This window comes from Marinilactibacillus psychrotolerans, from assembly GCF_900101525.1.
Taxonomy (GTDB): domain Bacteria; phylum Bacillota; class Bacilli; order Lactobacillales; family Carnobacteriaceae_A; genus Marinilactibacillus; species Marinilactibacillus psychrotolerans.
Map to the genome: position 1 here is coordinate 25,130 of NZ_FMZD01000015.1, position 19,972 is coordinate 45,101.

The following is a 19,972-nucleotide window of genomic DNA, read 5'->3' on the forward strand; positions in this document are numbered from 1 at the left end:
AAGTTTAAAATAATAATAAGGTTGCATTTATATTGAGAAGCTGTTAGTATAGTAAAAATTTAGTCAAATCAGGAACAGTAGTTAAAATGAAAGTGAGATGATCAAGTATGGGAATGCATGAATACTTTAAAAGTCTTAGTGACTTAGAAAAAATCAATCGTTGTCCTGGAAAATTTAAGTATGCGGAACACTCAGTTGCAGCACATTCCTTTAAAGTAACACAAGTTGCTCAGTTTTTGGGAACAGTTGAGGAGCAAGCGGGTAAAAAGGTAAACTGGAAATCGCTTTATGAAAAAGCATTAAATCACGATTATACAGAAATTTTTATTGGGGATATAAAAACACCAGTTAAATATGCTGATCCAGATTTAAGAGAACGATTAGCAAATGTGGAAGAATCAATGGCACATCATTTTATTGATCAAGAAATACCAGAAAAATTTCAAAACATTTACAGAGAAAGATTTAAAGAAGGAAAAGATGATTCACTTGAAGGAAAGATATTATCAGTAGCTGATAAAGTAGATTTACTATATGAGTCTTTTGGCGAAATTCAAAAAGGGAATCCTGAATCTTTATTTACCGAAATCTACGAAGAATCATTGGGAACCATTTTAGAATTTAAAGATCTAGAGAGTGTACAATATTTCTTGAAAGAAATTTTACCAGATTTAATAAGTGGAGAATTTACTAATCAAGCTGAATTAGAAAGAATAACCAGTCTGATAATAAAAGGAGAAAATACGGAACAAACATTCGCTAACTAAAAGTAGATATGCTATAATTTACTATGAAGAAGAGGTAAGGGAGATTTCCACTTACCTCTTCATTAACGTTAGCTAAATTAAAGTTTAAATGAATAATTTTATGATTGAACTCTGGCTGAACTGAAGATAGATTCTAATAAAGGGAATGATTTAATTAATGAGTAACGATAAAATTGAAGTCCGAGGTGCACGTTCACACAATCTCAAAGATATCAATGTAACTATACCACGTGATAAATTTGTTGTAATGACGGGCCTGTCGGGATCTGGTAAAAGCTCGTTAGCATTCGATACTTTATATGCAGAAGGACAACGTAGATATGTAGAATCCTTATCTGCTTATGCAAGACAATTTTTAGGGCAAATGGATAAACCCGATGTTGATAGTATTGATGGATTGAGTCCAGCCATATCGATCGATCAGAAAACAACGAGTAATAATCCTCGATCTACTGTAGGAACTGCTACAGAAATCAACGATTACATGAGATTGATGTACGCTCGTATTGGAACACCAATCTGCCCGAATGATGGTACTGAAATCTCTAGTCAAACGATTGACCAAATGTCAGACAAAATTATGGAGAATCCTGAAAAAACGAGAATTCAAATTTTAGCTCCTATTATAAAAGAGAAAAAAGGACAACACAAAAAGGTGCTTGAGAAAATTAAATCTGAAGGCTATGTTCGCTTAAGAATTGATGGAGAAATGGCTGATATCGGCGATACGATTGAGCTGGAAAAAAATAAGAAACACACAATTGATGTAGTTGTGGATAGAATTGTGATTAAAGAGGGGATTAGATCACGTCTCTTTGAATCTATTGAATCTGCTTTAAGATTAGCCGATGGTTTCGTAGTAGCAGACATTATGGGAGATAGAGAAGAATTATTTAGTGAACATTATGCTTGTCCTCATTGTGGATTTACCCTTCCGAAAGTGGAACCTAGATTATTTTCATTTAACGCTCCATTTGGTGCCTGTGAAGCTTGTGATGGACTTGGGACAAACCTCGAAGTCGATTTAGACCTTGTAATTCCAGATGATTCTCTTTCTATTGACGATGGAGCCATTATTCCCTGGAATCCAATTAGTTCTAACTATTATCCACAGATGCTTTCACAAGCGTGTGAGACATTTGGAATTAAAACAGATGTTCCATTCAAAGACTTGTCAGAAGAAGATAAAGAAATTATATTGAATGGTTCTGGAGATAGAAAATTTCATTTTCATTATAAAAATGATTTTGGTAATGTAAGAGATACAATGATTCCATTTGAAGGAATTTTAAACAATATTACAAGACGCTATAAAGAAACAAGTAGCGATTTTACGAGAAATCAGATGCTGCAATATATGACTGAGCTAGAATGTCCAGTATGTAAAGGTAAACGATTAAATCGACAAGCATTATCAGTTAAAGTATTAGGTAAAGATATCGGAGAGATTAACCAGTTATCTATAGAAGATGCGCATTCATTTTTTGAAGAAATGAATTTATCTTCAAGAAATACAACGATTGCACTGCCAATACAAAAAGAAATTTTAGATCGACTACGTTTCTTAAAAAATGTTGGATTAGACTACCTTACATTGAACCGAAGAGCAGGATCACTTTCCGGGGGAGAAGCACAAAGAATCCGACTAGCAACGCAGATAGGATCTAATTTATCGGGCGTTCTTTATATTTTAGATGAACCTTCTATCGGTCTTCATCAGAGAGACAATAATAGATTAATTGAATCACTAAAAAAAATGAGAGATTTAGGGAATACATTAATTGTTGTAGAACATGATGAAGATACTATGCGTGCAGCTGATTATCTGATTGATATTGGGCCAGGTGCTGGAGAACAAGGTGGAGAAATCGTTGCAATCGGGACACCAGAAGAAGTAGAAAAAAATACCGATTCATTAACAGGTGCATATCTTTCGGGTGATAAATTTATTTCGGTTCCTGATAAACGAAGATCAGAAGAACTGGGACAGATTGTAGTAAAAGGTGCTCGAGAAAATAACTTAAAGAATATAGATGTTGCTTTTCCACTTGGCAGATTTATCGCTGTAACAGGTGTATCTGGTTCGGGAAAAAGTTCCTTAGTCAATGGGATTTTGAAAAAAGCTTTAGCTAGAGAAATTGGTCGTTCAAAAGCAAAACCTGGATTGCATAATACGATTACTGGGTATGAAGAAATAGAAAAAATTATTGATATTGATCAAAGCCCAATTGGACGAACGCCTAGAAGTAACCCGGCTACTTATACAAGTGTATTTGATGATATAAGAGATTTGTTTGCTAAAACAAATGAAGCGAAGATGCGTGGTTACAAAAAGGGTCGTTTTAGCTTCAATGTAAAAGGCGGACGATGTGAAGCTTGTAAAGGTGATGGAATCATAAAAATAGAGATGCACTTTTTACCTGATGTTTATGTGCCCTGTGAAGTCTGTCATGGAACAAGGTATAATTCAGAAACATTAGAAGTTAAATATAAAGGCAAAAATATTGCTGAAGTTCTTGAAATGGACATTACGGAAGCTGCTGAATTTTTTGAAAATGTACCCAAAATCTCTAGGAAAATGCAGACGATTATTGATGTTGGTTTAGGATATATGACGTTAGGCCAACCGGCTACAACTTTATCCGGTGGAGAAGCACAGCGTATGAAATTGGCCAGTGAATTACACAAAAGACAAAATGGGCATAATTTTTATATATTAGATGAGCCCACTACTGGATTACATGCAGATGATATTTCAAGATTATTAGTTGTATTAGACCGATTAGTAGAGGCGGGCAATACCGTCCTAGTTATTGAACATAATCTAGATGTAATTAAAGTTGCAGATTATGTTATTGACTTAGGTCCAGAAGGAGGAGCTGGCGGCGGTACGATTATTGCTACCGGAACGCCTGAAGAAGTTGCTGAAGTCAAAGAAAGTCACACGGGACTTTATCTAAAGGATGCCCTCGAAAAAGATAGACTACGTAAAGAAAATTTAAAAGTATAGTGTAGAAAATCAGAAACGAGGCTGGGACAAAAGTTTCTATTAAGCCATAATTTGAAGTGTACAACAACCAAAAACCCCGTCAAATCCAGGAAATTCAATCCTTGATTTGACGGGGTTTTACATTCTATCTAGTTTTGTACCAGTCTCGTTTTTACGTATTTAAGGTTTTAAAAAATAAAATATCAGTCGTAAGTCCTATGACATTTACGCTCATATGTTGCATAATGTTTATAAGGATAGAAAAAAACCTATCCTGAATGTGCCGCTATTAAATTAGACTCAAGAATAAATTAAATTATAGTGATTTTAGGGATAGTAGATTGAAAATTGAACGGGAGGAAAAGACATGCAAGAGAGAGAACGTATTTTAGAATTAGTTAAAAATGGTGTGATTTCAACTCAGGAAGGCTTAGATCTATTAGAATCATTAGTGAAAAAAGAAGATAAGAAACAAGAAAAAAAAGACTTCGCTCAACCAGATACAAAACAGTCTAAAGCAGAAGAGAAAAAAGAACAGAAAAGTGAAGAAAAAGATAAATATTCTGAAGCAAATACACAAGAAACAAATCAACAAAAATATACTGATGCTGAAAAAGCAAAAATAAATTCTCAATTAGAAAAAGAACTAGAGAATTTGTCATCAGAAATTAATCATTACTCTGTGAAACTTGATCAAGTAAATGATAAACTGACAAACACTAAAAAGGTCTTAGAAAGTAAAAAGTCTGAGTTATATAAAATTAAAGAAGGTTCAAGATTAGAAAAATCTGATGAAATTACTGCAATTCGATCTGATATTCTTAACTTGGAAAAAGAAATCTCTTTAATTCAAAAAATTGATGAATTAGATAATACTGCAGAAGTCGCAGAATTGAAATCTGATTTGAATGATAAAATAGCTGAGTTAGAAAAAGTACAAGCTGAAACTGATCCAGATAAAAAAATAGAAATCGAAGAATTAGAGAAAGAAATTAAAAGGTTAGAAGAACAAGCTGAGGAAACTCAAAAAGATAAAATAACACTTATGAAGAAATTGCATGCTATTAAAATGAAACAATGGACCACCAAAGCAAAACAAGTTTCAGAGAAATTAGAAATTCCTGAAAATTGGAAAGACGAAGCAAGTGAGACATTTTCTAAAGCTGGCAAGCAAATCGAAGCAAGCGGGAAAGAACTAGGGAAACTAATAAGAGAATCAGTTTCTACTTCTATGAAAAGTGATACTGCTCAATCAGTTAAAGGTTCAATCAATTCTGCATTTGAGAACTTTGATTGGAAAGATATTAATATTAAGGTACCGAAATTAGCTTCTACAGCATTTGAACACGAATGGACATTTGAAGAAACAACAGCTAGCATTTTAGATTTTAAACTTGCCAATGGACAATTTAAAATTGAATCTAGCCCAAACAATACAATCAAAGTCTCTGCAAAAATTAAAATATATGGTAAAATAAATGAAGAAACGCCGTTAAAAGCATTTGAAGATCGTAGTCATATTGAAATTGATGATGATAAGTTTATTTTCCATGTTCCAAATAAAAGAGTCGAAGCGACTATTACAATGTCACTTCCTAAAAGAATATATGATTATACTGCAATTAAACTATTGAATGGAGATGTCTTATTCAATGAGTTCGCAGGTAAAGATGTATTTGTTAAATCAACAAATGGGGATATGATATTCAAAAATACTGAAGCTGTTATGTTAGAAATTAAAGGAACAAATGGAGATATTCAAGTTAAAAATTCAGAAATTCGTGATTTCTTAGTCAGCACCGTCAATGGAAATATTGCTTACAAAGGTGCCCCTTTAAGTTCTGATGTATCCACAACAAATGGAGATATTAAACTTACCTTGAACAGTAAAGAAATGACTCGAATCAAAGCGAGTTCTGTAAATGGAGATGTTAAAATCGCTATTCCGTTAGAAGTTGATGTTGAAGGAGAAGCTAAAACGGTTTTTGGGAAAGTGAAAAGTCGATTAAATGAGATTGATATTCAATCACAAAAAGACACAAAGCTTAATTTTAGACGTATTCGTCAAGGACAAGTGCTTCAACTAACTGCACAAACGACTTCTGGGAATGTTTTATTAAAAGATACAAATGAATCTAAATAGTAAAGGAAGGTTAATATAATGGGAAATTTAAAAAAATCAAAAGATAATGCAGTGATATTCGGAGTTATTGGAGGTATTGGTGAATATTTTAATATTGATCCAGTATTATTGCGTGTTATCTTAGTTGTTATTACTTTCTTAGGAGTCGGAACTACGATTCCTGTCTATCTGGTAATGGCGCTACTAATGCCGGACGGGAACTCATCAAGAAAAAACACAGAGTATAATCCCTTTTCGAATTCTTCAAGTGGGCATACAAATAAACAAAAATCTAAATCACAAAGAAAAGAAGCTGAAAAGGTAAAAGAGGATGACTGGAGTGATTTTTAATAATGAAATGGTGGCAGAGAATATTAGCTAATACCATCATATTCTTAGCATTAGCTGGATTTTTAGATGGATTTATGATTTCTACATGGGCAACTGCTCTGATAGCTGCTGTTGTGTTTGCTGGACTGAACCTTTTTGTTAAACCGATATTAGTCTTATTATCACTTCCAATTACTTTTATGACTTTAGGATTATTTTACTTTGTCATTAATGGATTGATGCTGTGGTTCACAGCATCATTAGTAAGTGGGTTTGAGTTTAGTTCATTTTGGCTTGCGCTTGTTGTAGCTTTGATTGTATCTGCACTTAATGCTTTTTTAAGCAGCGGATATGAATAAGTTGTTCGAACTAATAAAAATTGACTATTGAAATCAGATTAGTTACTCTGATTTCAATAGTTTTTTTTATTAAAATGGAAGGTCTTATCTTGGGAAGTACTGATTTATTATCTATAAACAAAAGCTTAATTGTGATATGATGTAAGTGCTTATTAGTTTTTAAGCAACGTTAAATAGTAGAAATAAATTTCTTGAGAAATAGTTGATTTAGGGAAATAAACTGACTTGAAAACTAATAAGGTAGAATCAGTTATTGTATTTCCTAATGCAAGTCAGAGGTTAGCGAAGGAGAGTAAAATGACAAATATAGTAACAATCAAAGAGCTTGTTGCAGAAATGAATGATATAAAAGTTTTAGTAGGTGAAGATCACTTAGACCGCCATATAACCATCAGTGATTTGTCTCGTCCGGCATTGGAATTAACAGGATACTTCAGCTTTTATCCTCAAAATCGTATTCAACTACTGGGACGTACGGAGCTATCATTTGTTGATCGAATGACAAGTGATGAACGATACATTATTATGAAAAGAATGTGTCAGGCAGATACGCCGGCATTTTTAGTTTCTAGAAGCCAAGAACCGCCAAAAGAGCTGATCAAAGCAGCTACTGAAAAAGGCATTCCTGTATTGGTGTCTACTAGACCAACAACTCGATTATCGTCTAATGTAACAAATTTTTTAGAAGAACGTTTAGCTGAACGTATTTCTCAACATGGAGTCCTTGTCGATATTTACGGTATGGGCGTATTGATTATTGGAGATTCGGGAATTGGGAAATCTGAGACAGCTCTAGAATTGATTCAACGAGGTCATCGATTAGTGGCTGATGATCGAGTAGAACTTTATATGATGGATGAAAATCGTATCATCGGTGAGCCACCAGAAATATTACGGCACCTGATTGAAATCAGAGGAATTGGCGTAATTGATGTCGTGAATTTATTTGGGGTGGGTGCAATTAGAACAAGTAAAACAGTAGATTTAGTAATGAATTTAGAACATTGGGACCGTAATCGTGAGTATGATCGATTAGGAAATAACTTAGAAAACATGCGTTTCTTTAATGTTGATGTACCCAAACTATCTATTCCAGTTCGAGTTGGACGTAATCTGTCAATCATTATCGAAATTGCTGCTATGAATATTAGAGCCAAAGAGATGGGCTATGATGCTACCGTAACCTTTGAGCGCAATTTAGGAAAATTAATCGAAAGAAACTCACAAGACTTGTAGTATGGAGGAAATAAATCAATGAATTTTACTTTAGGAGCGATTGATCCAGTGGCTTTTCAATTTGGCCCTTTAAAGGTTGCTTGGTATGGGATCATTATAGTTTTTGGAATGTTTGTAGCTGTCTGGCTAAGTATCAGAGAAGGGGAAAAACGAGGAATTAAAGAGGACTTTATCGTAGATCTAGCTTTTTGGATTATTCCAGCAGGATTAATTGGGGCTAGGATCTACTATGTACTGTTTGAATTGGATGTCTATTTGCAAGACCCAATTCGAATGCTCTATATCTGGGAAGGCGGCATCGCGATTTATGGAGGATTGATTGCAGGCTTTGCAACCTTAGTCTGGTTTACCAAAAAAAGAGGTATCCCAGTTTGGTTATTATTAGATGTGTTAGCTCCACATGTCATGATAGCTCAGGCAATTGGCCGCTGGGGGAACTTTATCAACCAAGAAGCTCATGGTGGAGAAGTTAGTCGTGCTTTTTTAGAAAGATTATTTTTACCAAAATTTATTATTGACCAAATGTATATAAATGGTACTTACTATCATCCAACCTTCCTATACGAATCATTATGGAATGTTGTAGGTTTTATAATCTTAATGGTTCTACGTAGCAAAGATAAAGTGTTGAGAAGAGGAGAGGTCGCTTTAGGGTACGTTGCCTGGTATGGACTAGGAAGATTTTGGATAGAAGGTATGCGAACAGACAGTCTTTATTTTGGACCATTCCGTGTTTCACAAGTCTTATCTGTCATTCTATTTTTAGGCTCTATAGCTTGGATCATATACAGAAGAAATTATCAGTATCCAAAACCTCCTTATTATACAGAAGGGATGCTTCCAGAGCAGACTTTTGCTGAGAAGAAGAGAAAATTTCAATCAAAATAATAAAATGAATGTTTAGGAAAAGAAAGGGAATTATTTTGGAATATACAGCAGCATTATTTGACTTTGATGGGACGTTAGCAAATTCCAATGAATTGATTAACCGAACCCATTATACAGTTCTAGAAGAACTTTTTCCCGGAAAGTATACAATGGAATCAGTTCGTCAATTTAACGGCCCTTCACTTGATGAAGTATATGGCACATTAATACCTGATAGAAAACAAGAAATCATTACTAAATACCGTCAGTTGAATTCAGAATTACATGATGAAATGATTACGTTATTTAATGGTGTAAAAGAAGAATTGACTTTGCTGAAAGAAAAAGGTGTAAAGTTGGCAATAGTTTCAACAAAAAGGAATGACATGATTGAACGTGGAATCAAAGTTCTAGGGCTGGAAAATCTATTTAGCGTTGTGATTGGATCATATTCTTATAGTCATTATAAACCTGATCCGGAGCCAGTCTATAGAGCCCTAGCAGAGTTGAATGTACCGCATAATCAAGCGGTTATGATTGGAGATAATACGCATGATATAGAATCTGCGACTAATGCGGGAATACCTAGTATATTTGTTGAGTGGTCTCAGAAAACTTTAAAAGAGATAGAGCCGTATGAACCAACTTACACAGTGAAAAACATGAGAGCCTTATCAGCTATAATTCTGGGTGAAAATATGAATAAACAGATCCAGCACGAGGAGGTGCCCAGTCAGTGCAAAAACAAGTAGCCGTTTTAGGAGCAGGATCTTGGGGCACAGCGCTTTCTAAAGTCTTACATGAAAATGGGTATTCAGTAAATTTTTGGAGCAGAAATCAAGACCAAGTAGACGAAATTAATCAGTATCACACTAATAAAAAGTATTTACCAGACTCTGTTTTACCAGAGAAACTTAGAGCAACTAGTGACCTGAAAACAGCTATTCAAACAGCTCAAGTAATTATTTTTGTTGTTCCTACAAAGGCAATTAGAGATTTGGCACACCAGGTAGCTGAATTTATTAGTGAACCTAAATTAATTGTTCATGCTTCCAAAGGGCTAGAACAACTGACACATAAAAGAATCTCAACGATTTTAGAAGAAGAAATTCCTATAAAAAAAAGAACAGCCATTGTTGCTTTATCTGGTCCGAGTCATGCAGAAGAGGTTATGGCAAATGATCTAACAACTATTACAGCTGCGTCTGAAGATGATGAGAGTGCCAAGACTGTCCAAGCCTTATTTATAAATGACTATTTTAGAGTATATACAAATAAGGATATTTTAGGGGTAGAAATTGGAGCTGCTTTAAAAAATATTATTGCAGTGGGTGCAGGAGCAATTTCCGGTATGGGATTTGGGGATAATGCTAAAGCTGCACTAGTAACTAGGGGACTGGCTGAAATAACCAGATTGGGTGTCGCAATGGGGGCCGATCCACTAACTTTTATGGGATTGAGTGGTGTTGGAGACTTGATTGTGACCTGTACAAGTCCTCATTCTAGAAACTGGCGTGCAGGTCATTTACTAGGAGAAGGACAAGAGATCGATACAATTCTAAATGAAATGGGAATGGTTGTGGAAGGCATATCGACAACAAAAGCGGCATTTGAATTATCACAAGAATACAATATAGATATGCCGATTACAGACGCAATCTATAAAGTGGTTTATGAGGATGCTGAAGTAAAATATGTTATACTTAAGTTAATGCAACGTGAAGGGAAATCAGAATAATATTGGTCTGAATGTAAATTTAATTTAAGGTATCATAATCTACTTGAATGTAGAAGGAAGATTTTCTACATACTAAGCTAAAAGAAGGAGATTCGAATGAAAAAGGAGAAGAAAGAAATGAAAAAAGTCAGAAAAGCGATTATTCCAGCAGCAGGATATGGGACACGTTTCCTACCAGCTACAAAAGCAATGCCAAAAGAAATGATTCCAATCGTAGATAAACCAACGATTCAATTTATTGTAGAAGAAGCAATTGCTTCAGGCATCGAAGATATTCTTATTATTACAGGGAAATTAAAACGACCAATCGAAGATCACTTTGATTCTAATCCTGAACTTGAAGAAAATTTAAAAGCAAAAGGAAAACATGAATTACTTAAATTAGTAGAAGAAACAACGGGGTTGAATTTATATTTTGCGAGACAATCTTATCCTCTAGGGTTGGGACATGCTGTTTTGCAAGCAAAAGCATTCGTAGGCGACGAACCTTTTGTAGTAATGCTAGGTGACGATATTATGGCAGATGAAGTACCTTTAACCAAGCAATTGATTGAAGGGTACGAAAAAACACATGCTTCTAATATTGCTGTTATGCGAGTCCCTCATGAAGAAACTTCTAACTATGGAATTATTGATCCAGAGGCAGAAGCAGAAGAAGGGCTATACAACGTGCGTAAATTTGTTGAAAAACCTGATCCTGAGGATGCACCTAGTGACTTAGCAATAATCGGTAGATATTTGCTAACGCCTCAAATATTTGATCTATTAGAGAAGCAAGCACCGGGTGTTGGTGGAGAGATTCAGTTAACAGATGCAATTGATGCATTAAATAAAACACAACGCGTTTTTGCTAAAGAATTTAAAGGGGATCGTTTTGATGTTGGAGACAAATTTGGGTTCTTAAAAACAACCATTCAGTATGGATTGACTCATCCACAAGTTAAAGATGATCTTAAAAATTATGTCATTGAACTAGCTAAAGAACTTGAAAATGGTGGAGCAAAAACTAAAATGGATGCAGAATCTCATGAATTGGAAGATAAACAATCTAAATAGTTTTTCTTAAAGAACTTATTTGTTCAAATAAAATGATAAAGCAAAAAGTATTGTTATGCATAAATAGAACCGGGAAGAAATCAACTATGATTTCTTCCCGGTTCTATTTTATTATCTCTGACCATATTTCTTTAAGAGAAAGACTAATGAGTAGATGGTTTATTTATTTTTCTATAGGGATATTTCAGATAGTTGATAGCCGTCATACTAAATCTATCTCCAAATTAAGCTTACTTTAAAAATGAGAAATCAAGAGAATCGACTTGTAGAAAATTTTGAATAGCTAATATGGAACCACCATATAAACTGGCATTTTCACCTAAAGCAGAAAGACGCATAGGAATATTTTTTGAAACAGTTTTTTCAACTTGTAATTTAATGGTGTTAAATAATTCAGGAATTTCAAAAAGAATTTCCGAATTAATAAAGAGAACTTGCGGACAAAAAGTCCCCATGATATTTGATAATCCAATTCCAAGATTTACAGCAAATTCTTTTAGAAGATTGACTGTTTCTATGTCATTTAAATAGTAACCTTCAATTAGATCTGATACTTCAAGAGATTTATCTGATTTGATTGTTCTATAATTTTTCATAAGAGCTTTATGGGAGCAATATTGTTCGAAGCACCCACTATTTCCGCATGGACATTCTATGCCATTTGGGTAAAGTGTTGTATGCCCAATTTCTCCACTACGACCTTCAAATCCTCTATATAATTCTGAATCTATTATAACTCCTGCACCGATCCCTGTGTGGATACTTACACTAATTAGATTGGAGTAGTCAGAATCAAAAGTAGATTCCGCCAAAGCAGATAGATTTGCTTCGTTTTCTATATAAACAGGTATTGATAATTCTTGTTCCAGTACACTTGCTAAGTCAATTTGATCAAGATCATAATAAGGAGTAAAAGTAATTTTATTATTATGAACAATTCCGTGAATCGCTATGGCAATACCGGTTATGCCAAAAGGGGTATTTTCCATTCCCTTCTCATAGTCTTTTACAATTTTAGAAATAATAGAACAGATATTATTTTTGTTCAATTCTATATTTTGAGATTCCTTATGAATTATTTCACCATCTAGTGAATTAATCATGTAGCTAATTTGATCATACCGAATATCAAAACTGATAGACACACCTGCTTGTTTATTTACTTCTAATAAAATAGGTTTTCTACCTCCAGCCGAAGAACTCTCTCCGATACCAGTTTCGATCACATAATGATCATGCATTAATCTTTTAACAATTTCTGATATCGTAGCTTTATTTAAACCAATATTTTCGGCAATTCGAGCTCTCGACAAGCCTGGATTATTAATTATTTCTGAAAGTACTAGTAGTACATTATTTTCTCGAATAGAATTTTGAAGTTTAACCATACATCTTTCTCCTTACATTACAAAAATGAAAACGCTTGACAAGGTTGCGTTGATATATTAAGATCTAGTTATGTTAGTTTATTTACGCAACAAACTTACTTTATCATAATTCTTGAAAATAAAATAGATATATTTTAAGAAAAGGAAACTAATTCATTTTTACTTAATTAATCTAGTCTCTTCAATAAAGTATAGCATTTTTCTAACAAAATTATAGAGATTTTATAAAAAATAATTTTAGCTCCGTTTAGCAGGCTGTTATTTGGGAGGTGTTTATACATTAATTAATCTTTATTGAAGACAATATTTGATGGGGATGTTTTAATATAAAAGTTTTTTAGAAGAGAATATAGAGAGAACAACAAGTTGTATTTTACGCTAGACAAACTAGTGATAAAAAATGGAATATATCACCATTATCTTTTTAAGAATATTGAAATATAAGAGGTTATTTGGGATTTTCATGACCTCAATTCAAATGGAATGGAGAAAAAAATATGGGATATGTATTGGGACTTGACATTGGAACGAGTGGGTTAAAAGGGATATTGTTAAATGGAAAAGGTGAAGTTATAGCTTCAGCTTCAAAAGAATATGAAGTATTAAACCCCAAAAGAGGTTATAGTGAACAAAATCCAGAAGAATGGTATAGAGCAGCTGTTTTAGTGATGAAAGAGATTATAAAAATTATGCCAGATGCAGCAGGAAAAATTGAAGGTATTAGTTTTTCAGGTCAGATGCATAGTATGGTCCTATTAGATGAACATGGAGAAGTGGTTCGTAACGCTATTCTCTGGAATGACGTCCGTACTACAAAACAATGTGAGGAAATAACTGAAAAATTAGGAACTCATTTAATTGAAATTACAAAAAACAAGGCTTTGGAAGGATTTACACTTCCTAAAATTCTTTGGGTACAAGAAAATGAACCCGATTTATGGAAGAAAACAGCTCACTTTTTATTACCTAAGGATTATTTGGGTTATCGACTTACAGGAAATATACAAATGGAATATTCAGATGCTGCTGGAACACTAATGTTAGATGTATCAAACAGAGAATGGAGTAAAGAGATTTTAAATCAATTTAATATTGATGTGGAAATCTGCCCCCAATTAGTTGAATCTACTGCTAAAATAGGAGAATTGAAAACAGAATTGACTGAGGAATTAGGAATATCAAACTCTATATCAGTATTTTCAGGTGGAGCAGATAACCCTTGTGCTGCAGTAGGGGCGGGGATTGTAAAATCCAATCAAGCTATGGTAAGCATAGGAACATCAGGTGTTTTCTTAACCTATGAAGAGAACGGGGATAAAGAGTATAAGGGACAATTGCATTTCTTTAACCATGTAATTCCGAATGCATTTTATTCGATGGGGGTTACATTGTCTGCTGGAAGTAGTTTGAATTGGTTTAAAAAACAATTTGCACCTAATGATTCATTTGAATCACTCCTTGAAAATGTCAATCTGATTGAACCAGGATCCAACGGCTTATTATTTGCTCCGTATATATCAGGAGAAAGAACGCCTTATACCGATAGTGATATTAGGGGAACGTTTTTAGGGATCGATATTAGTCATACGAAGGATCATTTCGTGCGGGCAGTATTGGAAGGGATCACTTTTTCCTTGCGTGATTCTCAAGAGCTTATGCGTGAACATACTGGGAAAAATTTTAATCAAGTTGTTTCTGTAGGAGGCGGAGCAAAAAATAAAGATTGGCTTCAAATGCAAGCTGATATTTTCAATACTCCAATAGTCACACTAAAAACAGAACAAGGACCTGCTATGGGAGCAGCCATGATTGCTGCTGTAGGGCTTGGATGGTACCCAAATTTTGAAGAATGTTCAGAGATATTTGTACAAATTAAAGAAGAATTCAAACCAGATTCAGCCGCTGTTAAGAAATATGAAAGTATTTACCAAAACTATAGAGATATTTATCCAGCTATCAAAAAAATTAGTCACCAGCTTGTAAACTAAGACAATAATCAATCATTGAAACGTTTAACGAGTATCTCTTTATTAATAAAGAAAAGTATCCTCTTCCTTACTGATATATCTTATAAGGGATAGGATATTTTTTGTGAAAAAGCATTTAATGAATAAATTAACTGATTTAAATAAGCGATAAAAGTATTGAAAACTCCTTTCAAAATACAACATGACGATAGAAATTAGAATTATTAGGTAAAAGAATTCATTGCTCATATTAATATTATATTTCGTTTAAAAGATAGTTCGGAAGGAAATATTAGTTAGGTTGAGATAATCATGTTGATTAATCAGGAAGAATTGAGATAAAAATAAAAACTTCGTATATATTATTGACAACGGTTTCATAGTGTTGTATATTTAGTTTGTAAGTTAAACTAACTAATATAATCATGGAGGGAAAATAATGGAATATTTTACAAATGTTAAGAAAGTCAAGTATGAAGGGATAGATTCAAAAAATCCTCTAGCATTTAAAATATATAATGCAGAAGAAATTATTGGTGGAAAAACAATGGAAGAACACCTTAAGTTTTCTGTTGCTTATTGGCATACTTTTGCTGAGGAATTGACGGACCCTTTTGGTTCAGGAACGGCTATTCGTCCTTGGGATAATATAACGGATCCAATGGAAAAAGCGAAAGCAAAAGTAGAAGCAGCTTTTGAGTTGTTTGATAAGTTAAATGTTCCATATTTTGCTTTTCACGATGTAGATATTGCACCAGAAGGTGAAAGTTTAAAAGAAACTTTTGAAAATATGGATATTATTGTTGATTTAATTAAAGAAAAAATGGAAACAAGTAAAACTAAACTTCTATGGAATACGGTTAATAATTTCTCGCATCCTCGTTTTGTTCATGGAGCAGCTAGCTCAAATAATGCCGATGTTTTTGCCTATGCAGCAGCAAAAGTAAAAAAAGGTCTGGAAGTTGGTAAAAAATTAGGATCTCAAAGTTATGTATTCTGGGGCGGTCGTGAAGGATACGAGAGTTTATTAAATACAGATATGGGATTAGAAGTGGACAACTTGGGTCGCTTTTTCCATATGGCAATCGATTATGCAAGTAAAATTGGCTACGAAGGGCAGTTTTTGATTGAACCAAAACCCAAAGAACCAACTTCTCATCAATATGATTTCGATGTAGCTACTACACATGCATTTTTACAAAAATATAATTTGGATGATAAGCTAAAATTCAATATTGAAGCTAACCATGCTACGCTAGCAGGTCATTCGTTTGAACATGAACTGCGCTATGCACGTATAAATAAAATGCTAGGGTCTGTAGATGCCAATCAAGGTCATCCATTACTTGGATGGGACACAGATGAATTCCCTTCAGATATGTACGCTACAACTTTGGCAATGTATGAAATTCTCAAGAATGGTGGGTTAGAAAAAGGTGGATTAAACTTTGATTCTAAAGTAAGAAGAACATCATTTGAGCCAGAAGATTTATTTAGAGCTCATATAGTAGGCATGGACAGCTTTGCGTTAGGATTAAAAGTGGCGCACAAAATGATAGAAGAAAATGTCTTTGAAAACATCATTGATAAACGTTATAAGAGTTTCAATGAAGGAATTGGTAAAGATATTGTTGAAGGGAATACAGACTTTGACAAATTGACAGAACATGCATTGAACTTAAAAGAAGTTAAGAATGAATCTGGTCAGCTAGAAGTTATTAAAGGTGTATTAAACCAATATATTCTCCAAGCTCTTTCAGGAAAATAGTAAAAATTAATAGATAGAATAAAAAATTTCTCATGGGGAAGATTTATTCTTCTCCGATGAGAAATATTAAAAATAGAGAAATCAGCTCGGTCTTTAGTATTAAATATTTAAAAATATATTGGTGAGAACCAAAAGAGTTAAGGAGTAAACTAAATATAATTTTTTTTGAATGAACAAAAGTCAATTGTGTAAGCGTTTGACGAAATGTTGGTATGCTTCCATATCCTTGCGAAAAATAAAGATTAACAGATTCTACTACTCTGTTTTTGTATTCTTATAAATTAAAATGATAGCGATCACTTCTGAAATAGTAATTAGCTTGAATAAATCTAAAAATTATACGGAGGAAGATTATTAAAAAATAGATCGATATGGTCATCTTAGCAGCTATGAGCTAATTGGTTTTTGAAGCATATGGGAATGAAGGAAACTCAGTTATAGCTTTGGAAATGAGGCAGATACTGATAAGGCTGAACTATGATAAGATACAGAACAAAAAAATATGGACGAGGAGATCAAGTTTTAGAAATTTGGTCTTTTACTAATGAAGTCAATACTATATTTGAATGGTTTTAGCCAATTTTTTTGGATCATAAAAACGTTCCTTGTATTTCCCCTAGAGGAAAAGAGCTAATTCTTCTAATTACATACTGGCAACGTTAGCTAACGAAAAGGAATCGGCAAATACTTCCAACAGGGCAGCTTCAAAGATTGAAGTGTGTAGTTCATTTGAGAGCATATTGCACTTTTAATAAAGATTCTCAAGAAAAGGTTGCTTGCCATCCGTTATTTGCTGTATCACATTGATAAAGTTATCTCGTTAACCGTTGAATGGTCCTATACTTTTCTTTTTTAATGATGGTTTTACTATACCGCCTAAGGCCCCTAAGCCGATAAAGGACTATAGAGTTTTGAACAATAACTTCTACACCAAATCTTTATGTCCCTACTATTATCTGAAAGTGTTGATGGATAAAAATTTTAAACAAATGCAGATTTTATGTCAATGACAATTTGATCGCAATGGAACTTTCAGTTGAAGACTAGAATCGTTTCCTTGATCTGGTAGATACCATATAAGTCATTGTAAAGTATGTCTTATTTTAGACGGTTGCCTTAGCTGTCAAAGAACCACCCATCATTTTTTTAGAGCTAACACCAATACCTACGAATAATTCCACGAAAAGGATCTCCTTTCAAAAAAATTGGAGTATCCAAGTAAAAAGTTTAATGTAAATCTACTATTCGTTTTTTAAAGAGTAATTTGTTGTTCTTAAATATACTATAGGAGGGGGAAAGAAAGAGAATTTATCTCTTTCTGACATAAGATGAAGAAAAATGGTTATTTTTATATTGTATTAATCACATTGGTAGCAACCCTAGGAGGGTTATTATTCGGGTATGATACAGCTGTTATATCTGGAGCGGAGGGATCAATTCAAGCATACTTTATAGATAATTTAGGACTTAGCTCACTTGTACACGGAATTACCGTGTCTAGTGCTTTAATCGGTTGTGTTATTGGTGGATTTGCATCCGGTTTCTTTTCATCAAAATTTGGTCGGAAATATTCGCTTATATTAGCGGGAGGATTATTTTTGATGTCAGCTCTTGGATCAGCCTATCCAGAATTTTTATTCTTTACAAAAGATAATCCAACTGTAGCTCTACTTATTACATTTAACATTTATCGTATTATTGGTGGCATTGGTGTTGGACTAGCATCAGCAGTTGCCCCAATGTATATTGGTGAAATGGCACCTGCACATATTAGAGGTACCTTGGTTTCATTAAATCAATTTGCAATTATCTTTGGTATGTTAGTCGTTTATTTTGTGAACTATGGTATAGCTAGCGGACAAACGTTGGAGTGGATAAATGATATTGGTTGGAGGTACATGTTTCTTTCAGAAGCAGTCCCTGCACTATTATTCATGACTTTACTATTTACTGTTCCAGAAACACCACGTTATCTTGTTTCGAAAAATAAAGATGAAAAGGCGATGTCTGTTTTATCTAAAATTTATGAAACTACAATGGCGAAAGCCACTTTGTATGAAATCAAGGAATCATTTGATAAAAATAATGCAAAAGCAAAGCTATTTTCTTTCGGTAAAAAAATTGTAGTCATAGGTATTTTGTTATCTGTCTTCCAACAATTTGTAGGGATTAATGTGGCACTTTACTATGCACCACGGATTTTTGAAAGTATGGGGGCAGGAAAAGATGCTTCTATGTTTCAAACGATTATTATGGGCTTAGTGAATGTTGTATTTACGCTTATTGCGATTTTCACAGTTGATAAATTTGGACGAAAGCCATTATTAATTATTGGTTCGATTGGTATGACTATTGGAATGTTTGGCGTTGCTGGAATGGCTTATTCAAACATAATTGGGGTTGGAACGTTAATCTTCATTATCATTTATACGGCATCATTCATGATGTCTTGGGGACCAGTTGTTTGGGTGCTCATTTCCGAAATATTCCCTAATAAAATTAGAGGACAGGCTGTCGCAATTGCTGTAGCTGCACAATGGGCAGCAAACTATTTCGTTTCTTCTACCTATCCAGCGATGATGGAAGTTAGCGGTGGAGTAACGTATTCAATATATGGCACCGTGAGTCTAATCTCAGCAATTTTCATATGGAAATTCGTACCAGAAACAAAAGGGAGATCACTAGAAGAACTCGAACAAATCTTAGTAAACTCAAGAAAAGAAAAAATACAATCACTAAAAACTAAAGTATCATAACGACATACGGGGGAGAGAGGTACCTTATAGGAAATAGATCAAAATAATAAATAAGGCTAATGCTTTTTAGTGAAATGAAAGTACCTCCAACAGAACTTCCAAGTACTAATCCGATCTGGTGGAAGAAAGTCTTCTTGTTACGGAATTTCAAAACAAGGAAGAGGAATAATTTGAAAACATGTACTATTTGAAGAATTAGATAAAAATTGCATCGTACCAATGTGCAACAATTTAATAATTGTTTTGTTTCATCAATAGCTCGTCCATCTTTTAAAAAAACAAATACAATGTAGATTATAATTGCATATTTTTTGAAAAAAGCTATTTAAATTCAAAAAGTAATAATAAGATTTATTGTAAACTAGTGATCTTTTATGGTGTTAGATCACATTGATTATAGTGCCTGAGACGTAAGCTTTCAAGTGACAGTGTTAGGATCTTGTCCTTCAAATATGAATAAGAGGTAAAATCAAAGTTTATATCCTCTAAGCTGTATCCATGAAGGGTAAAATCTAAGATTTTTTCAGATTCTATAGGATCTTTAGCATATTGTTCTTTTGTGGTTGAGCTTTTAAAAAAATACACTTTGGAGCTTTAGTTAAGATTGGTCTCTTTTAACTGGACTTAAC

Annotated in this window: 14 protein-coding genes; 13 read left to right on the forward strand and 1 reads right to left on the reverse strand. The window is 33.6% G+C overall.

Annotation, left to right across the window (positions count from 1 at the left end):
* The first annotated feature begins 107 nt into the window (after positions 1–107).
* The 10 genes from BLT22_RS08695 (at position 108) to galU (ending at position 11,464) form a co-directional block, all read left to right on the forward strand.
* Entirely contained in the window at positions 108–767 is a 660-nt protein-coding gene (locus BLT22_RS08695) for an HD domain-containing protein (RefSeq protein WP_091762528.1), read from the forward strand.
* Between the two features lie 157 nt (positions 768–924).
* A complete protein-coding gene (gene uvrA, locus BLT22_RS08700; RefSeq protein ID WP_091762530.1) occupies positions 925–3,777 on the forward strand; it encodes an excinuclease ABC subunit UvrA in 2,853 nt (950 codons plus the stop codon).
* Between the two features lie 346 nt (positions 3,778–4,123).
* Positions 4,124–5,899 carry a daptomycin-sensing surface protein LiaX gene (gene liaX, locus BLT22_RS08705; RefSeq protein ID WP_091762532.1) on the forward strand — a complete coding sequence of 592 codons (1,776 nt, stop codon included), beginning with the start codon at positions 4,124–4,126 and terminating at the stop codon, positions 5,897–5,899.
* Between the two features lie 18 nt (positions 5,900–5,917).
* Positions 5,918–6,229, forward strand: a complete 312-nt coding sequence (locus BLT22_RS08710) for a PspC domain-containing protein (protein WP_091762535.1) — start codon at positions 5,918–5,920, stop codon at positions 6,227–6,229.
* 2 nt (positions 6,230–6,231) lie between these two features.
* Positions 6,232–6,567: a phage holin family protein gene (locus BLT22_RS08715; protein ID WP_087058907.1), complete on the forward strand. Its 336-nt coding sequence runs from the start codon at positions 6,232–6,234 to the stop codon at positions 6,565–6,567.
* Positions 6,568–6,864: 297 nt separating this feature from the next.
* Complete coding sequence (hprK, locus tag BLT22_RS08720) at positions 6,865–7,803, forward strand: HPr(Ser) kinase/phosphatase (RefSeq protein ID WP_087058905.1); 939 nt, start codon at positions 6,865–6,867, stop codon at positions 7,801–7,803.
* Between the two features lie 18 nt (positions 7,804–7,821).
* Complete coding sequence (gene lgt / locus BLT22_RS08725; protein ID WP_091762537.1) at positions 7,822–8,691, forward strand: prolipoprotein diacylglyceryl transferase; 870 nt, start codon at positions 7,822–7,824, stop codon at positions 8,689–8,691.
* A gap of 35 nt (positions 8,692–8,726) precedes the next feature.
* A complete protein-coding gene (locus tag BLT22_RS08730; protein WP_244945727.1) occupies positions 8,727–9,422 on the forward strand; it encodes an HAD-IA family hydrolase in 696 nt (231 codons plus the stop codon).
* Positions 9,407–10,408, forward strand: a complete 1,002-nt coding sequence (locus tag BLT22_RS08735; RefSeq protein WP_091762541.1) for an NAD(P)H-dependent glycerol-3-phosphate dehydrogenase — start codon at positions 9,407–9,409, stop codon at positions 10,406–10,408. The genes BLT22_RS08730 and BLT22_RS08735 overlap by 16 nt, the downstream gene beginning before the upstream one ends.
* Positions 10,409–10,525: 117 nt before the next feature.
* Positions 10,526–11,464: a UTP--glucose-1-phosphate uridylyltransferase GalU gene (gene galU / locus BLT22_RS08740; protein WP_091762576.1), complete on the forward strand. Its 939-nt coding sequence runs from the start codon at positions 10,526–10,528 to the stop codon at positions 11,462–11,464.
* A 230-nt stretch (positions 11,465–11,694) separates the two neighbouring features.
* On the opposite strand, the gene BLT22_RS08745 is transcribed toward galU, so the two are convergent.
* Positions 11,695–12,852, reverse strand: coding sequence for an ROK family transcriptional regulator (locus BLT22_RS08745; protein WP_091762543.1), 1,158 nt, complete (start codon positions 12,850–12,852; stop codon positions 11,695–11,697).
* Positions 12,853–13,349: 497 nt separating this feature from the next.
* Here BLT22_RS08745 and xylB point away from each other — a divergent pair, with 497 nt between their 5' ends.
* From xylB to xylE, 3 genes are all read left to right on the forward strand, one after another.
* Positions 13,350–14,840 carry a xylulokinase gene (gene xylB, locus BLT22_RS08750; RefSeq protein ID WP_091762545.1) on the forward strand — a complete coding sequence of 497 codons (1,491 nt, stop codon included), beginning with the start codon at positions 13,350–13,352 and terminating at the stop codon, positions 14,838–14,840.
* A gap of 418 nt (positions 14,841–15,258) precedes the next feature.
* Positions 15,259–16,587, forward strand: coding sequence for a xylose isomerase (gene xylA, locus BLT22_RS08755; RefSeq protein WP_091762547.1), 1,329 nt, complete (start codon positions 15,259–15,261; stop codon positions 16,585–16,587).
* Between the two features lie 1,328 nt (positions 16,588–17,915).
* Positions 17,916–19,343 (forward strand): D-xylose transporter XylE, encoded by a 1,428-nt coding sequence (gene xylE / locus BLT22_RS08760; RefSeq protein WP_091762549.1) that lies wholly within the window; start codon positions 17,916–17,918, stop codon positions 19,341–19,343.
* Positions 19,344–19,972 lie beyond the last annotated feature (629 nt).